The organism is Methanomassiliicoccales archaeon (assembly GCA_014361295.1).
Lineage (GTDB): Archaea > Thermoplasmatota > Thermoplasmata > Methanomassiliicoccales > JACIVX01 > JACIVX01.
The window spans coordinates 937,581-951,641 of record JACIVX010000001.1 but is presented as its reverse complement, the minus strand read 5'-3'; the positions used below and the strand labels follow the sequence as shown (position 1 = coordinate 951,641).

Annotated in this window: 16 protein-coding genes; 9 read left to right on the top strand and 7 right to left on the bottom strand. The window is 46.1% G+C overall.

The features are described 5' to 3' along the window. Nucleotides 1-4 precede the first annotated feature (4 nt). The gene (gene prf1, locus H5T41_04770; GenBank protein ID MBC7108084.1) at nucleotides 5-1,255 is read right to left on the bottom strand and encodes a peptide chain release factor 1; all 1,251 of its coding nucleotides are present in this window, start codon (nucleotides 1,253-1,255) and stop codon (nucleotides 5-7) included. Nucleotides 1,256-1,323: 68 nt separating this feature from the next. On the opposite strand from prf1, the gene pyrH reads away from it, so the two are divergent. After that, the gene (gene pyrH / locus H5T41_04765; protein ID MBC7108083.1) at nucleotides 1,324-2,007 is read left to right on the top strand and encodes a UMP kinase; all 684 of its coding nucleotides are present in this window, start codon (nucleotides 1,324-1,326) and stop codon (nucleotides 2,005-2,007) included. Nucleotides 2,008-2,196: 189 nt separating this feature from the next. After that, a complete protein-coding gene (locus H5T41_04760) occupies nucleotides 2,197-2,880 on the top strand; it encodes a zinc ribbon domain-containing protein (GenBank protein MBC7108082.1) in 684 nt (227 codons plus the stop codon). A 2-nt stretch (nucleotides 2,881-2,882) separates the two neighbouring features. Here the strand turns inward: H5T41_04760 and H5T41_04755 are convergent, their stop codons facing one another. Continuing rightward, nucleotides 2,883-3,716, bottom strand: coding sequence for a transposase (locus H5T41_04755; protein ID MBC7108081.1), 834 nt, complete (start codon nucleotides 3,714-3,716; stop codon nucleotides 2,883-2,885). A 498-nt stretch (nucleotides 3,717-4,214) separates the two neighbouring features. On the opposite strand from H5T41_04755, the gene H5T41_04750 reads away from it, so the two are divergent. After that, nucleotides 4,215-5,522 (top strand): hypothetical protein, encoded by a 1,308-nt coding sequence (locus tag H5T41_04750; protein MBC7108080.1) that lies wholly within the window; start codon nucleotides 4,215-4,217, stop codon nucleotides 5,520-5,522. On the opposite strand, the gene H5T41_04745 is transcribed toward H5T41_04750, so the two are convergent. From H5T41_04745 to H5T41_04735, 3 genes are all read right to left on the bottom strand, one after another. Next, nucleotides 5,482-7,002: a phenylalanine--tRNA ligase subunit alpha gene (locus tag H5T41_04745; protein ID MBC7108079.1), complete on the bottom strand. Its 1,521-nt coding sequence runs from the start codon at nucleotides 7,000-7,002 to the stop codon at nucleotides 5,482-5,484. The two genes, H5T41_04750 and H5T41_04745, sit on opposite strands and share 41 nt — an antisense overlap. A 270-nt stretch (nucleotides 7,003-7,272) precedes the next feature. After that, complete coding sequence (gene tsaA / locus H5T41_04740; protein MBC7108078.1) at nucleotides 7,273-7,659, bottom strand: tRNA (N6-threonylcarbamoyladenosine(37)-N6)-methyltransferase TrmO; 387 nt, start codon at nucleotides 7,657-7,659, stop codon at nucleotides 7,273-7,275. Beyond that, entirely contained in the window at nucleotides 7,656-8,774 is a 1,119-nt protein-coding gene (locus H5T41_04735) for a tryptophan--tRNA ligase (GenBank protein MBC7108077.1), read from the bottom strand. The genes tsaA and H5T41_04735 overlap by 4 nt, the downstream gene beginning before the upstream one ends. Nucleotides 8,775-9,138: 364 nt before the next feature. On the opposite strand from H5T41_04735, the gene H5T41_04730 reads away from it, so the two are divergent. The 4 genes from H5T41_04730 to H5T41_04715 all read left to right on the top strand — a co-directional run bounded on the left by H5T41_04730 (nucleotide 9,139) and on the right by H5T41_04715 (nucleotide 11,441). Continuing rightward, the gene (locus H5T41_04730; protein ID MBC7108076.1) at nucleotides 9,139-9,963 is read left to right on the top strand and encodes a ThiF family adenylyltransferase; all 825 of its coding nucleotides are present in this window, start codon (nucleotides 9,139-9,141) and stop codon (nucleotides 9,961-9,963) included. Nucleotides 9,964-10,032: 69 nt separating this feature from the next. Next, on the top strand, nucleotides 10,033-10,272 hold the full coding sequence (locus H5T41_04725) for a hypothetical protein (protein ID MBC7108075.1): 240 nt from the start codon (nucleotides 10,033-10,035) through the stop codon (nucleotides 10,270-10,272). Then, nucleotides 10,273-10,782 carry a hypothetical protein gene (locus H5T41_04720; protein MBC7108074.1) on the top strand — a complete coding sequence of 170 codons (510 nt, stop codon included), beginning with the start codon at nucleotides 10,273-10,275 and terminating at the stop codon, nucleotides 10,780-10,782. After that, nucleotides 10,779-11,441: a Mov34/MPN/PAD-1 family protein gene (locus tag H5T41_04715; GenBank protein ID MBC7108073.1), complete on the top strand. Its 663-nt coding sequence runs from the start codon at nucleotides 10,779-10,781 to the stop codon at nucleotides 11,439-11,441. The genes H5T41_04720 and H5T41_04715 overlap by 4 nt, the downstream gene beginning before the upstream one ends. Here the strand turns inward: H5T41_04715 and H5T41_04710 are convergent. Both H5T41_04710 and H5T41_04705 read right to left on the bottom strand, forming a co-directional pair. Beyond that, nucleotides 11,409-11,939, bottom strand: coding sequence for an SIS domain-containing protein (locus H5T41_04710; GenBank protein ID MBC7108072.1), 531 nt, complete (start codon nucleotides 11,937-11,939; stop codon nucleotides 11,409-11,411). The genes H5T41_04715 and H5T41_04710 overlap by 33 nt on opposite strands. Before the next feature lie 16 nt (nucleotides 11,940-11,955). Continuing rightward, nucleotides 11,956-12,996 carry a TIM barrel protein gene (locus H5T41_04705; protein ID MBC7108071.1) on the bottom strand — a complete coding sequence of 347 codons (1,041 nt, stop codon included), beginning with the start codon at nucleotides 12,994-12,996 and terminating at the stop codon, nucleotides 11,956-11,958. 278 nt (nucleotides 12,997-13,274) lie between these two features. On the opposite strand from H5T41_04705, the gene H5T41_04700 reads away from it, so the two are divergent. Together H5T41_04700 and H5T41_04695 are read left to right on the top strand one after the other, a co-directional pair. Continuing rightward, the gene (locus tag H5T41_04700; GenBank protein ID MBC7108070.1) at nucleotides 13,275-13,637 is read left to right on the top strand and encodes a 50S ribosomal protein L18e; all 363 of its coding nucleotides are present in this window, start codon (nucleotides 13,275-13,277) and stop codon (nucleotides 13,635-13,637) included. A 4-nt stretch (nucleotides 13,638-13,641) separates the two neighbouring features. Beyond that, nucleotides 13,642-14,058: a 50S ribosomal protein L13 gene (locus tag H5T41_04695; GenBank protein ID MBC7108069.1), complete on the top strand. Its 417-nt coding sequence runs from the start codon at nucleotides 13,642-13,644 to the stop codon at nucleotides 14,056-14,058. Nucleotides 14,059-14,061: the final 3 nt, after the last annotated feature.

The window sequence follows — 14,061 nt, the reverse complement described above, 5'->3', positions numbered from 1 at the left end:
AAGTCTATCCCCCCGTTCTGAAGCGAAGTATTGCGGCGACTCCTCCAAAGGCCTTTAAAAGCATCTCGCCCTCTTCCGAGTCATTCGAAATGAGTTCGACTTTTGTTCCAACCTTTTCTGCAAGCTCATAGAATTCATCGATGAGATCGACATCAGTCGTAATCGATGTTTGTGATCCGCAGAGAGGGCACTGGAGATTTTCTGGTGTTTTTTCTATTGTGCTCACTTGCTTATAACCGCAATTGCTGCATTCCAGGCCGATTCTTCGCTTTCTTAAACCTTCGGATACGAGCAACGTGTCGACGGCGCCGATTAAGAGGTTTCTCCTCACCTCTTCCTCTCCATAAGCTGCAAGTCCCCCGTCGCTCTTTCTGATCTCTTCTAGTAATCGTTGCATGAGTCGCTTCTCTCTCATGAGATCGAGATCTTCAAGTCTCTCCTTTGCCTTCTCCATCAGCTCTCTCAACCCGTATTCGTCGGTGTAGCCAGTATCAAAGGTATCGATGACCTTCTTCTGAAGTTCGTGATGGAGGTAACCTGACTCATAAAAATAGTCCTTTGTGGGACCAGGTCCACCGATGAGGATACCTTGGAGATCTTTCATGTTCAGGAACACTTCGTTGGCTGTCTCGGCAACCTTTGTAAAAAACTCATGGGCTGCGATCTCGATGAGTCGTTCGAATCTTAGTGCTGACTGCCCTCCCATTCTGTGCTTGCTGGGAACGAGTGACTGGATATTCTTAATCACCTGGACTCTCTTACCTCTAAGAACTCCGATCGTTGCTTCACTGCGATCAATGACAATCATGCCGTAAGCTTTCTTTTCCGTCAACATGTCAAGAAGTGGGTCTAGGTAGAACTCCGAGTCGCACCTGTAGAGGAACGTGGTGATCGGCTCGGGTGGTTCGAGAACGAACTGAGTCATTCGTGTCTGATCTCCCCCGACCGCAACTTCCCCGACAAAAATCACCAAACCGTTCGGTGGTGGCTTTTTGTACGCTTTAAGGCGGGATAAGATTGATTGTATCGCGCCCTGGACATTCTTCCTCGTGCTCTGCGACTTAATGTTCGACGATTGAGAATATTCATTTCTCAGGTACGCCGCGACATCGTAAATCTGTTTATCTGGAGGGATATAAAGAGAGATGAGCTCGGTGCCGCGGCCATGGAGTTGCCTAATCTCTTCTATTGCCCTTTTAAAATCATACTTTTGTTTGTCCGTGAGTTTTTCACCGGCAACAGCCGTCGATTCCATTTCACCTACAACCTACTCTTTTTTGTACGCCAAAAGAAATTACAGTATCTAAACCTGTTGGTGTCCATATGGAACGTGTAGTAATCTCTATGGGTGGTTCAGTCCTCGTTCCCGGGGACAACGACGCGGTGTTCATCATGAAGTTCCTGAATCTGATCAAGGAATTGTCCAAAGATTATCGTATATGCATCGTCTGCGGCGGGGGAAAGATCGCCCGTTATTATATCTCGATCGGAAAAGAAATGGGATTGAGCAAGGATGAGCTCGATGAATTGGGTATTATGGTGACAAGACTCAACGCGAGACTCCTCCATTTCTCGCTGCGCGACATTGCCGCTCCTCGGATTCCTGAAACTACAGAGGATGCGGCGAGGTTGATGTCGAGCTATAATGTTGTGATCATGGGCGGCACGGTACCAGGTCATACAACGGATGCAGTCTCAGCACTTGTCGCGAAGGAGGCTTCTGCAAGCAGGATCATTAACGCCACATCTGTTGACGCTGCGTACTCCGCGGATCCGAAAAAAGTTTCGAATGCTAAAAGGTTTGCAAAGCTGAGTTTCAGGGAATTACTTGGTCTCGTGGACAAGGGCGGACATGAGGCAGGATCTTCTGACGTTTTCGATAAGCTTGGCGCTCAGATCGCAATGAAAGCGAGAATCCCGATTTATATCGTCAACGGGAGGAATCTCGAGGAACTTGAAAACGCGGTTCGTGGGAGAAGTATAAATGGGACCGTCATTTTTGATTGACAATGTGGCACAGCGATTATCTTGCTTCTTCGAAATACTCAATAGATCGATTAGGTCCTCCAATTTGATTGAAATAATTTCGTTTCAATAAGGTGATTGTGTTAGGTTTTATAATGGTCGATGTCGATCAGATACAATAGAGATACAATAGACTAAATGGAAAATCTCGAGGGTGAAGGGGCTGACTGGATGAAAAAATCTCGGAGGACGATTCGATCACCGAGTTCGAAGGGTGGGTTGCACCCTGCGCTCATGCTCGGTGTTTTTTTCAATTCAATCGGAATCATATTGATTCTCATCACATTTCTTTTACCCTGGGTTGAAATCTCCCGTCCTCATATGGTCTCGAACTCACTCACAGTTGGCGACCTTGTTGGTCGCAGTGAGAATTATTTGATCATGTATCTTCTCATTGCCATTTCTATCGCAGTGATCATTCTCACGATCGCTGAGATCGTTTCGAAACTTAGCACTCGCCCCCATACTGCCATCTGGTCAGCAGCATCATTTCTCTCATCGATGATTTGCATAATCATTATCGCGATCTCCATCTTGTGGATAACCGATGACTTTTCGATAGGGATTATACCAGGAGTGAAATATGGGGCTGCTGCCTTTGTAGCCGTTTTTGGCAGTGTCCTCGTTTTTGCAGGATCACTCGTGCTTCTTCTTGGTCACGTCGGTCACCGACACGCCACTTCCACATGGTATTCACCCCGACCAGAATTTTCAACGAAACGTCATACCGCATCTTTTGATGCAAAGCGGACGCCGATGGAAGATTCAGTTCGCGGAAAGACCTGCGTGAATTGTGGATCGCCACTTGATGAAAGCTGGATTGTTTGCCCTATCTGTGGTAGAAGACAGAAATAGGACTAGAGGTCCTGAAGCGATTTGCTTTCAATTGCTTCGATATTAAGCCTGTTAAGAAGATGTTTCAGTTTTGTGACAATTGAGCGTTTCATCGATTTCTTGTGGAGATATGCAAACTCAGCACCAGGAGTTCTCTCGTACGCCATTTTAATGATTTCCATCATTTCATCTTCGTTTGCATTTTCTATTGCGTAGTTTGGTATCATATGCCCGAAAGAAACCCTCTTCGTCAGGGCAACTTCCGTGAACCGAGGTGCGTAATGCCCTCCACCAATACCTATCAAGACTGGATTGACAGAAATCTGCAACTGCATGATACTTTTCGCGATTGCGATTGCCGCTTTCTTGTCTTCCCACATCGATTCATCGCTTCCGATCTCAACGAACAATGTTGGCTTATCGAGGTAAGGGCCGTGGTGGGTTACTTCAAAGGAGACCTCAAACGGAAGATCTTTCGCTGATCTCTTCAGCTGTCTCAGGATCTCAGTCATCGAGTGATGTGCAGAAGGGACAAGCGCCTTATCAAATCCGCCGTACTCAGCAACACCGAAATTCCCGATCGGATGGACTGTTAACGTGTGTATTCCCGAGGCTGCTTTATGCCTTGACAAGAAAATAATTTCGGTAATTTCAGAATCAACTGCTTCAGCAATTTTTTGATCGATACGATTGGCATAAAGATGAAGCTGATTTATCGTGACAAGTATGTTGTCGCCGCGAACAAAAATTGGATGTCCTTCGAAATCGTCGATTTCTGACCATTCAAATAAGGACAAGAGGGTGTCCCTAATATTAACACTGGCTTTATCTGGCGAGCTGCAGATAAGTATTCTCATGGTATCAACACTTAATGTTTTCACCCACAGATGACTTCACTTCAATTGAATCTTTTCGAGCGTATGTTGTTGCTGTTGTCGACAGTAAGAAAATCTGATGAGAGTACTGGCGATTTAAAACAATACCCTTCATCGGCCAAACGATGATAAGCAAGCGTCTTTTGGCACGGCATCCTCTGTCCAAGCGATTTTGTATGATTGGAATAATTCTTATCTATTCGATTCGTGAAGAGATTAAGTTCCAAAACCCATAACCGAGAATGAAATAATTCCCATCTCATTGAAATCTCGTCTCGGGTCAACCTATAGAGCGCTCTTACTAAATCCTTCTTCGAGAAGGCTCTTTTTATTCCATTTAACTTTTTATTCCATTTAAACGTCATAGAATCTCAGTGCTAGCGAAGCCCCTACAGGGAAATATTTCGTAATCAGGTATGATAATCAGGATGGGTAATGTTTTCCGTATATCTATATATCTGGATATCCGATAAACCCCACATGCCCGCTTCACTTACTGTTGCCGAGAGAATCGTTCTCCATCTTTCCCAGTATTCACGATTTCAGGATGAATACGATGTGCCGATGGAAGTCAGCCAAGACGGAATCGCTTCGGCGATAAGGATTTCAAGAGCGCATGCGGCTATCGAGCTCAAGAAGCTCAAAGAAACTTCGGAGGTCATCGAACGTCTTGCACATGTCAAGAAAGGGAAAACGAAACGAAAGGTCTATTTTTTGACGCCAAAGGGAGAAGGGCGAGCACAGAAGATTCGCGAGTTCGCCGAGAAGGAAGGAATCGCCATTACACCGTTGTTAGATTTGAGAAAGTGTAAAGGCGAAGAGCTGTGGAATTCGATCGATGGCAAATTCCGACCAATTCTCGCGCAGGCTTGCGTATTCAGGAAACCTTTCAGAAGATCGGCTTTGCCGGAGACGAGCATCGCTTTACTGCCAACGAATCCAGACGGGATAGTCGAGATCCCGGAAGATTTGAGAAAAGCGATCGTGCAACTCGTTGAGCCTTCTGACTTGAAGCGATATCATAGTTTTGCGGCGGATTACTGGCTGCAGGAAGGCGATTACAGGGAGCGATTGTATCATCTTATCGAGGCTGGTAGGATGCGCGAGGCGGAGATATTGATTGCGAACAGACGGCAGCATCTGATTGCGGATGCTGATGAGGATCTCTTTTCGATCGCATCACTCATGACAAATCCCTCCGAAAGGTATGCTGGCAAGGTCTTCATTTTCGCCGCCGAGGTCGCGCTAAAAACTGGTCATAATGACTTTGCAAGCAAATTGGCGAGCAAACTTGAGGGATTCTCAACGACGAGGGAACAGGCGGAAGGGAAAATGATCAAAGGCCTCGTCGCGCGGGGCAAGAACAACTTTGAAGAAGCACTTGTATACTTCACCGAGGGGAAAAAATTATTTGGCGATGACAGTAGTAATGTGAGGCTCGAATGCGAGATTGTTGACGCACTCATCGGCCTCAAGCGTTATGACGAAGCAAGGAGCATTTTAGAATCAATTCTGCCGATGCAGTTGAAAAAGCGAGATCCAGAATTTCTCGACAGGCTTTACTACCAGCTCGGCCTGGTACATATGAGTTTGGGAAACGGGCAGGAAGCAGTCAAATGTTTTAGCAAAAGTCTCGGACTGCTTAAAAATCAGGATGGTTCGAAGGTGATCAAGGCTCTTGCCGAAGCATATTTGCTCCTCGGCATGAAGGATAAATCGATGGAAATCAGCGCGAAACTAGCGGCTACTAAAAAATCGGACTCTTTCTCAGGAGATCGATATCGCTGATATAAAGTTCCCTGATATCTGTCAGGTTCCACCGCAGCATTGCGATTCTTTCGAAACCAAGTCCCCACGCCAGCACATTGTGTTTCACGCCGAACGGTGCCGTCACTTCGGGTCTGAAAATTCCCGCACCGCCGAGCTCCATCCATTTTCCATTGTGAAAAACCTCGACTTCGAGCGATGGCTCAGTGTATGGGAAATAACCTGGTCGGAATCTTAGTTTTTTGAACCCCATCTGTCGGTAAAATTCTTTTAAAATGCCACAGAGCATGTCGAAGTTTGCCCCCTCTTCAACGACAATGCCCTCGATTTGCATGAACTCTGGCAAGTGCGTTGCGTCGATCGCCTCATTACGAAAAATCCTTGAGATCGAGAAAACTTTGATTGGCGGGTTAGGATTCTTTGCAAGATAACGGATTGTCGCAACTGTTGTATGCGTTCGTAGCAGCGCCTTTTCTGCCTCCTCTCTTCTCCACCTATATCGCCAACCAGTCGAACCAGTCCAGCCTCCTGTTTCATGCATTTCTTTGACTTTTTTAACGAGTTCCTCGTCCTCTAGCGGAATCTTCGCAGGATTTTTCAGATAGAAAGTGTCCTGAAGATCTCTCGCTGGGTGATCCTGTGGTGTGAAAAGCGCATCCATGTTCCAGAACGCCGCCTGAACGTACTCATCATCGATTTCCTTAAATCCCATCTGAACAAAGATTCTCCGCACCTCCGAAGCCATTCTCGTAATGGGATGCTTCTTTCCTGGATACGCGGAGGGTGCATAAGTTCTGATGTCGTACTTCCTCAGTGTGACGTCCCGCCACCGTCCGGTTTGTATAAGATCTGGTGTAATCTGACCGACTTCCTCTCTCGCCTCGAGCTTCTGTGAAGCAATTTTCGATCCTAGTTCCGTCAAAATCAGCTTTCTCCTTACCACGAGTCTCTCGTTGATCAAGTTCTGGCGAGACTTCAATCGTTCAATAATCTTCTTATCCGCTTCGCCCTCAAGGACCTCTCTTTCCCCAAGCAGCTTGAGAATTTTTTCGTCTTCCATCTCTGAGGATACTACCTTTCTACCCTGGTTCGTAAGCTCCAGTAACGTTCTTGAACTGTCTTTCTTGATATCCACAAGCCCTTTTCTCTTGAGCCATCCTATAGCAATGGGAATTTCTTCTTTATTAAGAACTCCTTCGAGATCATGGGCGTCGATCATCCCGCCACGAGAATGAATTGCATTGAGTGCCCTCCGTTCAGGCAATCCCTCTTCAATAATCTTTTGGTCCTTTAATGAATAAACCTTCTTTGCGCTCTCTTCGATGCGTACGAGCTCTTTTGACTGAAGCCAGGAAGCAGCATTCATGACCTCGACAAGCTGCCTGAAATTTCCCCTTTTCATTACATCCTCAGGAGTCCCAATTCCACCGAGATCCTTCAGTGCGATGAGAACTCGTTTTTCGTTGGGGCTGAGGCTTTCGATGATCTCTGGAATCTCCATGCAAAAAGGGATAAAAATCAGAGGACTATTTGTCATTTTGCCTTCCTGCCATCTGGCTTTTTATTCTAAGATCTATGATCGTTATTCGTTTTTTTGCTTCTGGATACATGTGAGAACGATTGTTGCTGGGTGATGGATGGCTACCTGTATGTTTTTCCGATTCCCGCAATAAGCAAATTTAGGGTTCTTTAGGGCGGTCCATTTTTGCAAATAAAGGTCTTTGTTTTGAGTTATCAAATCTGCAGAGCCCAGGCTTCGAGATACCCTCACCTACTTTCTCTGATCTCGCCTTGTGACTGGTTTGATATCGATGACTGGTGTTCCATTAAACGCATCCAGCCCCTTAACGAATAGAACGTTCCCATCACGCCTCAATAATTTGACCCTCGTGAGACCAAGAAAATTTGGCCTGTTTGGGCTCCTCGATGAAAAGACACCCACCTCAGGCTGTGTCGGGTCGTGGTGGGGGTGCACCCTTAATTTATACGAGTTGGATTTGTGAAAATAAAAGATGATCTCAAGTTCATCGCATTCTTCAATCCTGTAAAGTCCATCTACATAGTCCGGAAGGACTTCAACTCTTGAAATCAGCTCATCGAAATCAACGTCCTTCTCTGCATCATTTTTCACGTAGCCAATTGGTTTGATTTCCATCATCCATCCCTTAATATGAACGCCTCGAGTTTCTCTCGCGCCTGCTCCCGTTTCTTTTGGTGTGCTTCGAGGAATTTGACAATTCTCTCTGTCAACCGTTTCTTGCATTCGCCGCAAAGGATTTCGCCCTTCTTACACGCGTCGTAGAGGTGATTCAGCTTCTCATCATCAGGTTCGAAAAGAAAGTATTCATATTTGAACACAGAACAAACGTCTGGTTTTCCTCCGTGTTTCCTCTGTTCCGCGGCAGAAACGGCGCCGCCCGTAAATGCGTTCGCAATTTTCTTCTTTACAGCCTGCGCATCGTCAGTCGTGAAGATCGTGGTTTCTGGCTGGGATGATGACATTTTATTCCCGCCCATGAGGCTCGGGAACATCTTGTTGTGAATGAGTGCGGGCTTGTAATATCCGAGCAGCGGAGCGGCATCCCTCGCGACCCTGAAATGCGCGTCTTGATCAATTCCGCAGGGAATCAAACAAGGTACATTCTTTCCCTGCAATTCGGACTCTAAGAAAGCTGGTGCCGCCTGGATGCTCGTGTAGAAAATCGACCCTATGTTGTTACTGTGGTCAAATCCAAAAACCGCCCGTGCCGTCGAAAATGTGACCTTTTTCGCGACTTTGAGCGCGATTGGATAAAGAGTTCGAATGTATTCGGTGTCGAGGAAAATCTTCGTCTTCGCTGGATCGAATCCTAAAGCGATGACATCGAGGGCGTTCTCGTAGGCGTTTTTCCTCGTATCTTCAAGCGTTAGATTATCGTTAAAAAGGAATTTTTCGTCGTCGGTCATTTGAAAATAGAGCTTAGCCCCGAAAACGTCTTGGAGGTACTTGGTAAACATCCACGTGACAAGATGTCCGATATGAGTATTTCCAGAAGGGCCACGACCGGTGTAGAGAACGAATTTTTCACCAGCATCGTATTTGTCCAAGATCCAGTCAAGATCTCGGTGCGAGTATGTAATACCCCGGCGTAGCATGGGGTGCAGATCGCCATATTTTGAGAGTCTTTCAAGCATCTCGTCGTCGATCCTTTTCGTTCCGAATCTCTCTAGCAATAGGTCGTAATCGATTTCACCAGTGACTTCCCAAGGTGTTACAGTAAACTCATTGTTCATTAGTGCACCGCAGGCTGGAAAAGAGCTTGCCGTGTAATGAATTTTTCCAAGAACCTGGCATTTTTAATAAGATCAGGATGGTCTTGTCAATGGATATATGGGAGTAGCTTGATTAATTATAATTCGATGCAGGAATCTACCATACAATTTGCACGAAAATTGGGGGCTTGATGATACCCTCTGTATCAGAATTCAATTTTTGTACTTTGGAAAACGCATTTTTTGGCCGAATCGTGCTCTATGAAAATGCCATTTTCTTGTTTCGAAAAAGGAGACTGGGTCTTTCTTCGTTGATAGGGCATGATTCTCACAGACTCGAATATTGAAGTTCGTTTTATTTATCGCCGTCATATTCCACCAAAGGATGAGTGCCTTGATCAGGATAGGTGCAATTGACGAAGATAGGTTCGATCGATCAAGAAGGATCAGATGGCTCGACATGGAAAGAATCGAGTCGGCGAGGTGTTTCGTGGCTGGGGCTGGCGCCCTTGGAAACGAAGTCATCAAAAATCTAGTACTTTCTGGCGTAAGATCGATTGTGCTTGTCGACATGGATTATGTCGTGCGTTCAAATCTCAATCGGTGTGTCCTTTTCAGGGAAGAGGACGCATTAAGAAAATCGATGAAGGCCGAAATCATCGCAAAGCGGGCCAAAGAACTTAATCCAGAGATAAACATCACGCCGATCAATTCAAGAATCGAGGAAATCGATTTGAGATGTTTGAAGAATTACGATGTTGTTTTCGGTTGTTTTGACAACATCGGCGCTCGACTGCATTTGAATGCTCACGCGTACTATTATGGTGTTCCGTATATTGACGGAGGAACCGATGGCACAACTGGAAAAATCCAGGTTGTACTGCCTCCTGATACTCCTTGCCTGCAATGCGCAACAAACAAAACGCACGCGAAAATTCTCGAGAAACGATTCAGTTGTACCGGTGCAGATATTTCAATTTACGAGCCTAAAATCCCCGCAGAAATCACGACGACGAGCATTATTGCAGCAATCCAGGTGAGAGAAGGACTCAAGATTATCAGCGGAAAGAAGGAAAATTGTATCAGGCATGTTTGCTATTACAACGGATTGCTTAATACCTTTGACTCATTTGAAGTTTCATTAGATCCGATGTGTCCGGTTCATCTTTCAAATCTATCTAATTCTATTCATCCGTATTCTCATTCGTGAGAATCGAATTAATTAACTGTGATCAAAAGCTTTAATGAGCATTCCGCCTGTTTGGCTTTCTGTGGTTTTATGCCGCTCAGAGTCAAAGTGAGGAATGCTGAATCAGGAGCGACCGTTGAAATGGAATTAGAAGGAGAAAACACGATCGATGACATTATCGAAGGTGCAGCAGGGTATTGGGAGAAGGATGCTGGGGCTTATGTTCTCAGACGAGGCAGGCGGCTTTTGCGAGGTCAGCAGACCGTCGCTGAGGCTGGGATTCTTAGTAACGATGAACTCGAGCTGATTCCAGATCCCGAGGGCGGATGAATGTCCCTCCCTCTTGACATTCTTATTTCTCGACTCAGGAACGAGCTCGCGATATGCACTCGTTATCTAAGACATCCAATCGATCTCTCTAATGAAAATTTGCGTAGCTTTCCGATCAATATCGAGATTGAGCTGAAGGGAGTTCCAGGTTTTGTGTGTGAAGATGGAAAAATTGAAAAACGATATGAACACCGATTTTCGATTTTGATCGGGAGGGATTATCCGTTCGAAAAGCCGCTGGTCATTTGGAGAACGCCCATATTCCATCCAAATATCATGATGCCAGAAGACGGTGGACATCTATGTACAAAACTCCTCGATGAGTGGGGATTTAATTCAACTTTGCTATCATTCATCAAGGGGATTGAAGCCCTCCTCCTCGCCCCCAATCCTTCGAGTCCGTTCGGAACGGAGAGCTGTACATCCGCTGCGTCCTATTTCAATCGGGCAAAAATCAAGACTCCTCCAATTGTCTATTCTCCGACGCCCAAGGTGGTGAGATCTGATTGAAACAGCTCCGCATCCTCGGGGCGGAAGAAATAAAAATCGAGGAGCGCCCGCCACCTCCATTTGAAAGGACAAAGCCGCATAAATGGTTGAGCGCGAAAGACTTGGAGGAGTACAAGCGCATGGAAGGGGACGGCTACGAGTTGTATGTTTCCAAGATCGCCGAGGAGAAAATGAGGAATCATTCTATCCGTTTCGCCGAGATGCAGAAGGAAGCGATGGGGCTTCTCCTAGGCTGGATTTATAGGAACGGTGGGAAAGAATACACGATCGTCAAGGATGTCGTAACGACCGACCTCGAGTCCTCCTCCGTTCATGTTCGATTCGACAGAGACGCGTTCGAAAAATTATTTGCCTCTCTCGAAGAGGCTGGATTCAATTACCTCGTTGTCGGATGGTATCATTCGCATCCTGGCCACGGGTGCTTTATGTCATCGACTGACGTATATACGCAAAGGTCTCTATTCAGGAGTAGTCGTCATACAGCGATCGTCATTGATCCTGTAAATAAGGAAATAAAAGCGTTCTATCTCGACGGAAAAGCGATCAGGACGAGGGAATTTGCGATTTACTGGGATGAATATGAAAATCCTTACTACGGAACGCGCGTGAAAAAGAGGGAGTTACGTTCAGACCCAGATCGCGTGGCGTCTACGCAGTGATGTCTCGTTCTGCCCCAGTCTTGCCATGATGATCGGGACAATGCAGTCAAAAAACACGAATGTCGAATCCTCAAAAAGTGTCCCAAGCGGTGCGTATTTCTTCCTCTGGTCATCTTTTTTCGGGGCAATTTCGACGGTGATGTTTGCTGCCTGGCTTAACTTCGAGTGGACGTTCGAGGTGACGGCGATGACTTTCGCGCCAACCCTCCTCACAATGTTCGCCGTCTGAATAGCGGACATTGTTTCACCAGTGTTAGATACTATGATGACTAGATCTTTTTCTTCGACAATCGGTGTTGTCATCTCACCGATGAAATGAACATCCAACCCCATCTGCACAAGTCTAACCGCGAATGCTTGGCCGACGAGTCCAGATCGGCCTACGCCGTAGAGAAAGATCTTCTTCGCACCGATGATTGAATCGATGACCTCATCGACGACTTTTTGATCTACCCTTTGTAAAGTTTCCTGGACTTCCTTAGTGATATAGCAAATCACTTCCTTGATTTCCACGTCAATCTTTCTCCTCTCGATCGTTTTTCTTCACTTTGGAACCCTTTGTAACTTTCTTCATCAAGGCTCGTTCAAAAATCACCTTCATGTACATCGCGTCGTGTTCGAGGAGCGGTGAGCTCGAGATAATCGTGACGTTCGGCATATTCTCCACGAGAAATTCCGCGAGCGGTTCGAATCGCAAATCGCCCTTCTTAATCGGTGTGATCCTCTTCTCATTGCCACCCTCGTGCTCGACCCCCGCGAAATGCACATAGTGGCAGCCATCGACGTATTGATTCGTGCGATCGAATACTTCTGCAAAGTCCTGCGGCTCCCTCAAAATACCATTTTCCCGTGCGTGAAGATGTGCAAAGTTGACGACAGGCACGATACCATCAATTTCATCACAAAGATCGAGAATTTCGTCAAGACTTCCGAAGACCTCCTGTCGTCCGCTCGTTTCCAAGCCCAGAATTGGTCGAACCTCGTGATTTTTCCACCAATCCATTACTTGGCCGAGATTTGCCGCGATGTTCTCCTTCGCCTTTTTCTTGCCCACTTCGCCATATAATCCAGTATGTGTCACGACAATCGAGCCATTCATCACATTTGTCATCGTGGCAGCCCATTTGATGCTGTTAATACTCTTCTCGGTCATCTCAGTGTTGCTCACAAGATCCATATAATACGGAGTGTGCATGGAGAGCTGGACATCGAGCTCTTCACCCATTCTCCCCAGAACCGTAAGTTCTTGGAAATTCTGTGCGAGACCGGATGCAAGAGTCACCAGGGTATCGTCGGCTTTGATTTTCTCATATGGATCAATGATCTGGATTTCCTTCTTTCCCTTTTTTCTCAAAATCCCAACGACGAGATCGTTCTCGACTTCCATTGGGGTTAGTCCTACTTCCTCGTCTTCTGGCGGACGATCAACGATGTTAACTCTGACCATCTGGATTTCCATTGCATTGAGACCCAAATTATGGACGTCTTCAATCCCATCTTTTAGCGTTCTGCCTTTACAAGAAAGAGGAATCCCAGCTGGACCGAACCTGATCATCGTGCGCCCCCGGGTGTCGGATGATTATGATAGAGGTCATATATAATTCTATCAAAATAGTTAGCAATTCTCTGGATTAAAATGGAATGAAGACGAAGAGTGCCTGGAATGCTTTTATTCGAGTGATCAGTACTTTCTCCAAGAAAAAAAAGTGTTTTCTCTTGTTGAAATAATTGTTTTCTCGTCTGGCATTCAATTCACACACATTTATCCGAGCAAAAGTTTATTAAAGGAGTCCCTATTAGAGCCTTTTACCCAATGTCGGGAGAGTCAGAGAAATGAAAAAGAATGAAAAGACGAATCCAAACCTTGTCCTCCTGATCGAATCCCTGAAAAGGGAATCTCGGGAGCGGGGTGTGGAAATCTGGCGAGACATTGCTAGGCGGCTTGAGAAGCCGAGGAGAAATTGGGCAGAGGTCAACCTCAGCAGATTGGAGCGGTATTCGGAGGATGGCGCTGTCGTTGTCGTTCCTGGCAAAGTTCTCGGTGCTGGTAATCTGAGCAAGAAACTGACAGTCGCGGCTTTCAAGTTCTCATCATCGGCGCGGAAGAAGATTGAAGATGCGGGTGGAAAGAGCATGACGATCGAGCAGCTCGTCAAGGAAATGCCTGACGGCAGTGGCATTAGGATTATGGGGTGAGATGATGGCCGTTATCAACGCTGAGGGACATGTCCTCGGGAGACTCTGCAGCAACATTGCAGAGAGAATCCTGAAAGGAGAAGAGATCGTCGTCGTCAACGCTGAAAAAGCATTGATCCTAGGGAAAAAGGAAATGATATTCGCTGAGTATAAGCAAAAGAGGGAAAGGGGAAAGAACCTTCGAGGGCCATATTATCCTAGGAGGGCAGATCTCATTTTAAAAAGAACGGTTCGCGGTATGATCCCATTTGATAGGCCGAGCGGAAGAGAAGCGTACCGCAGGTTGAAGGTTTATGTTGGTGTTCCAAAGGAATTCTCATCGGCGGAGATGGAAAAGGTGGAAGAGGCGATCAAGCCGATTTCAGGTAAGTATGTAACCCTTTCCGACGTCTCTGCATTTCTCGGTTCGAAGGTGAGGTGAATC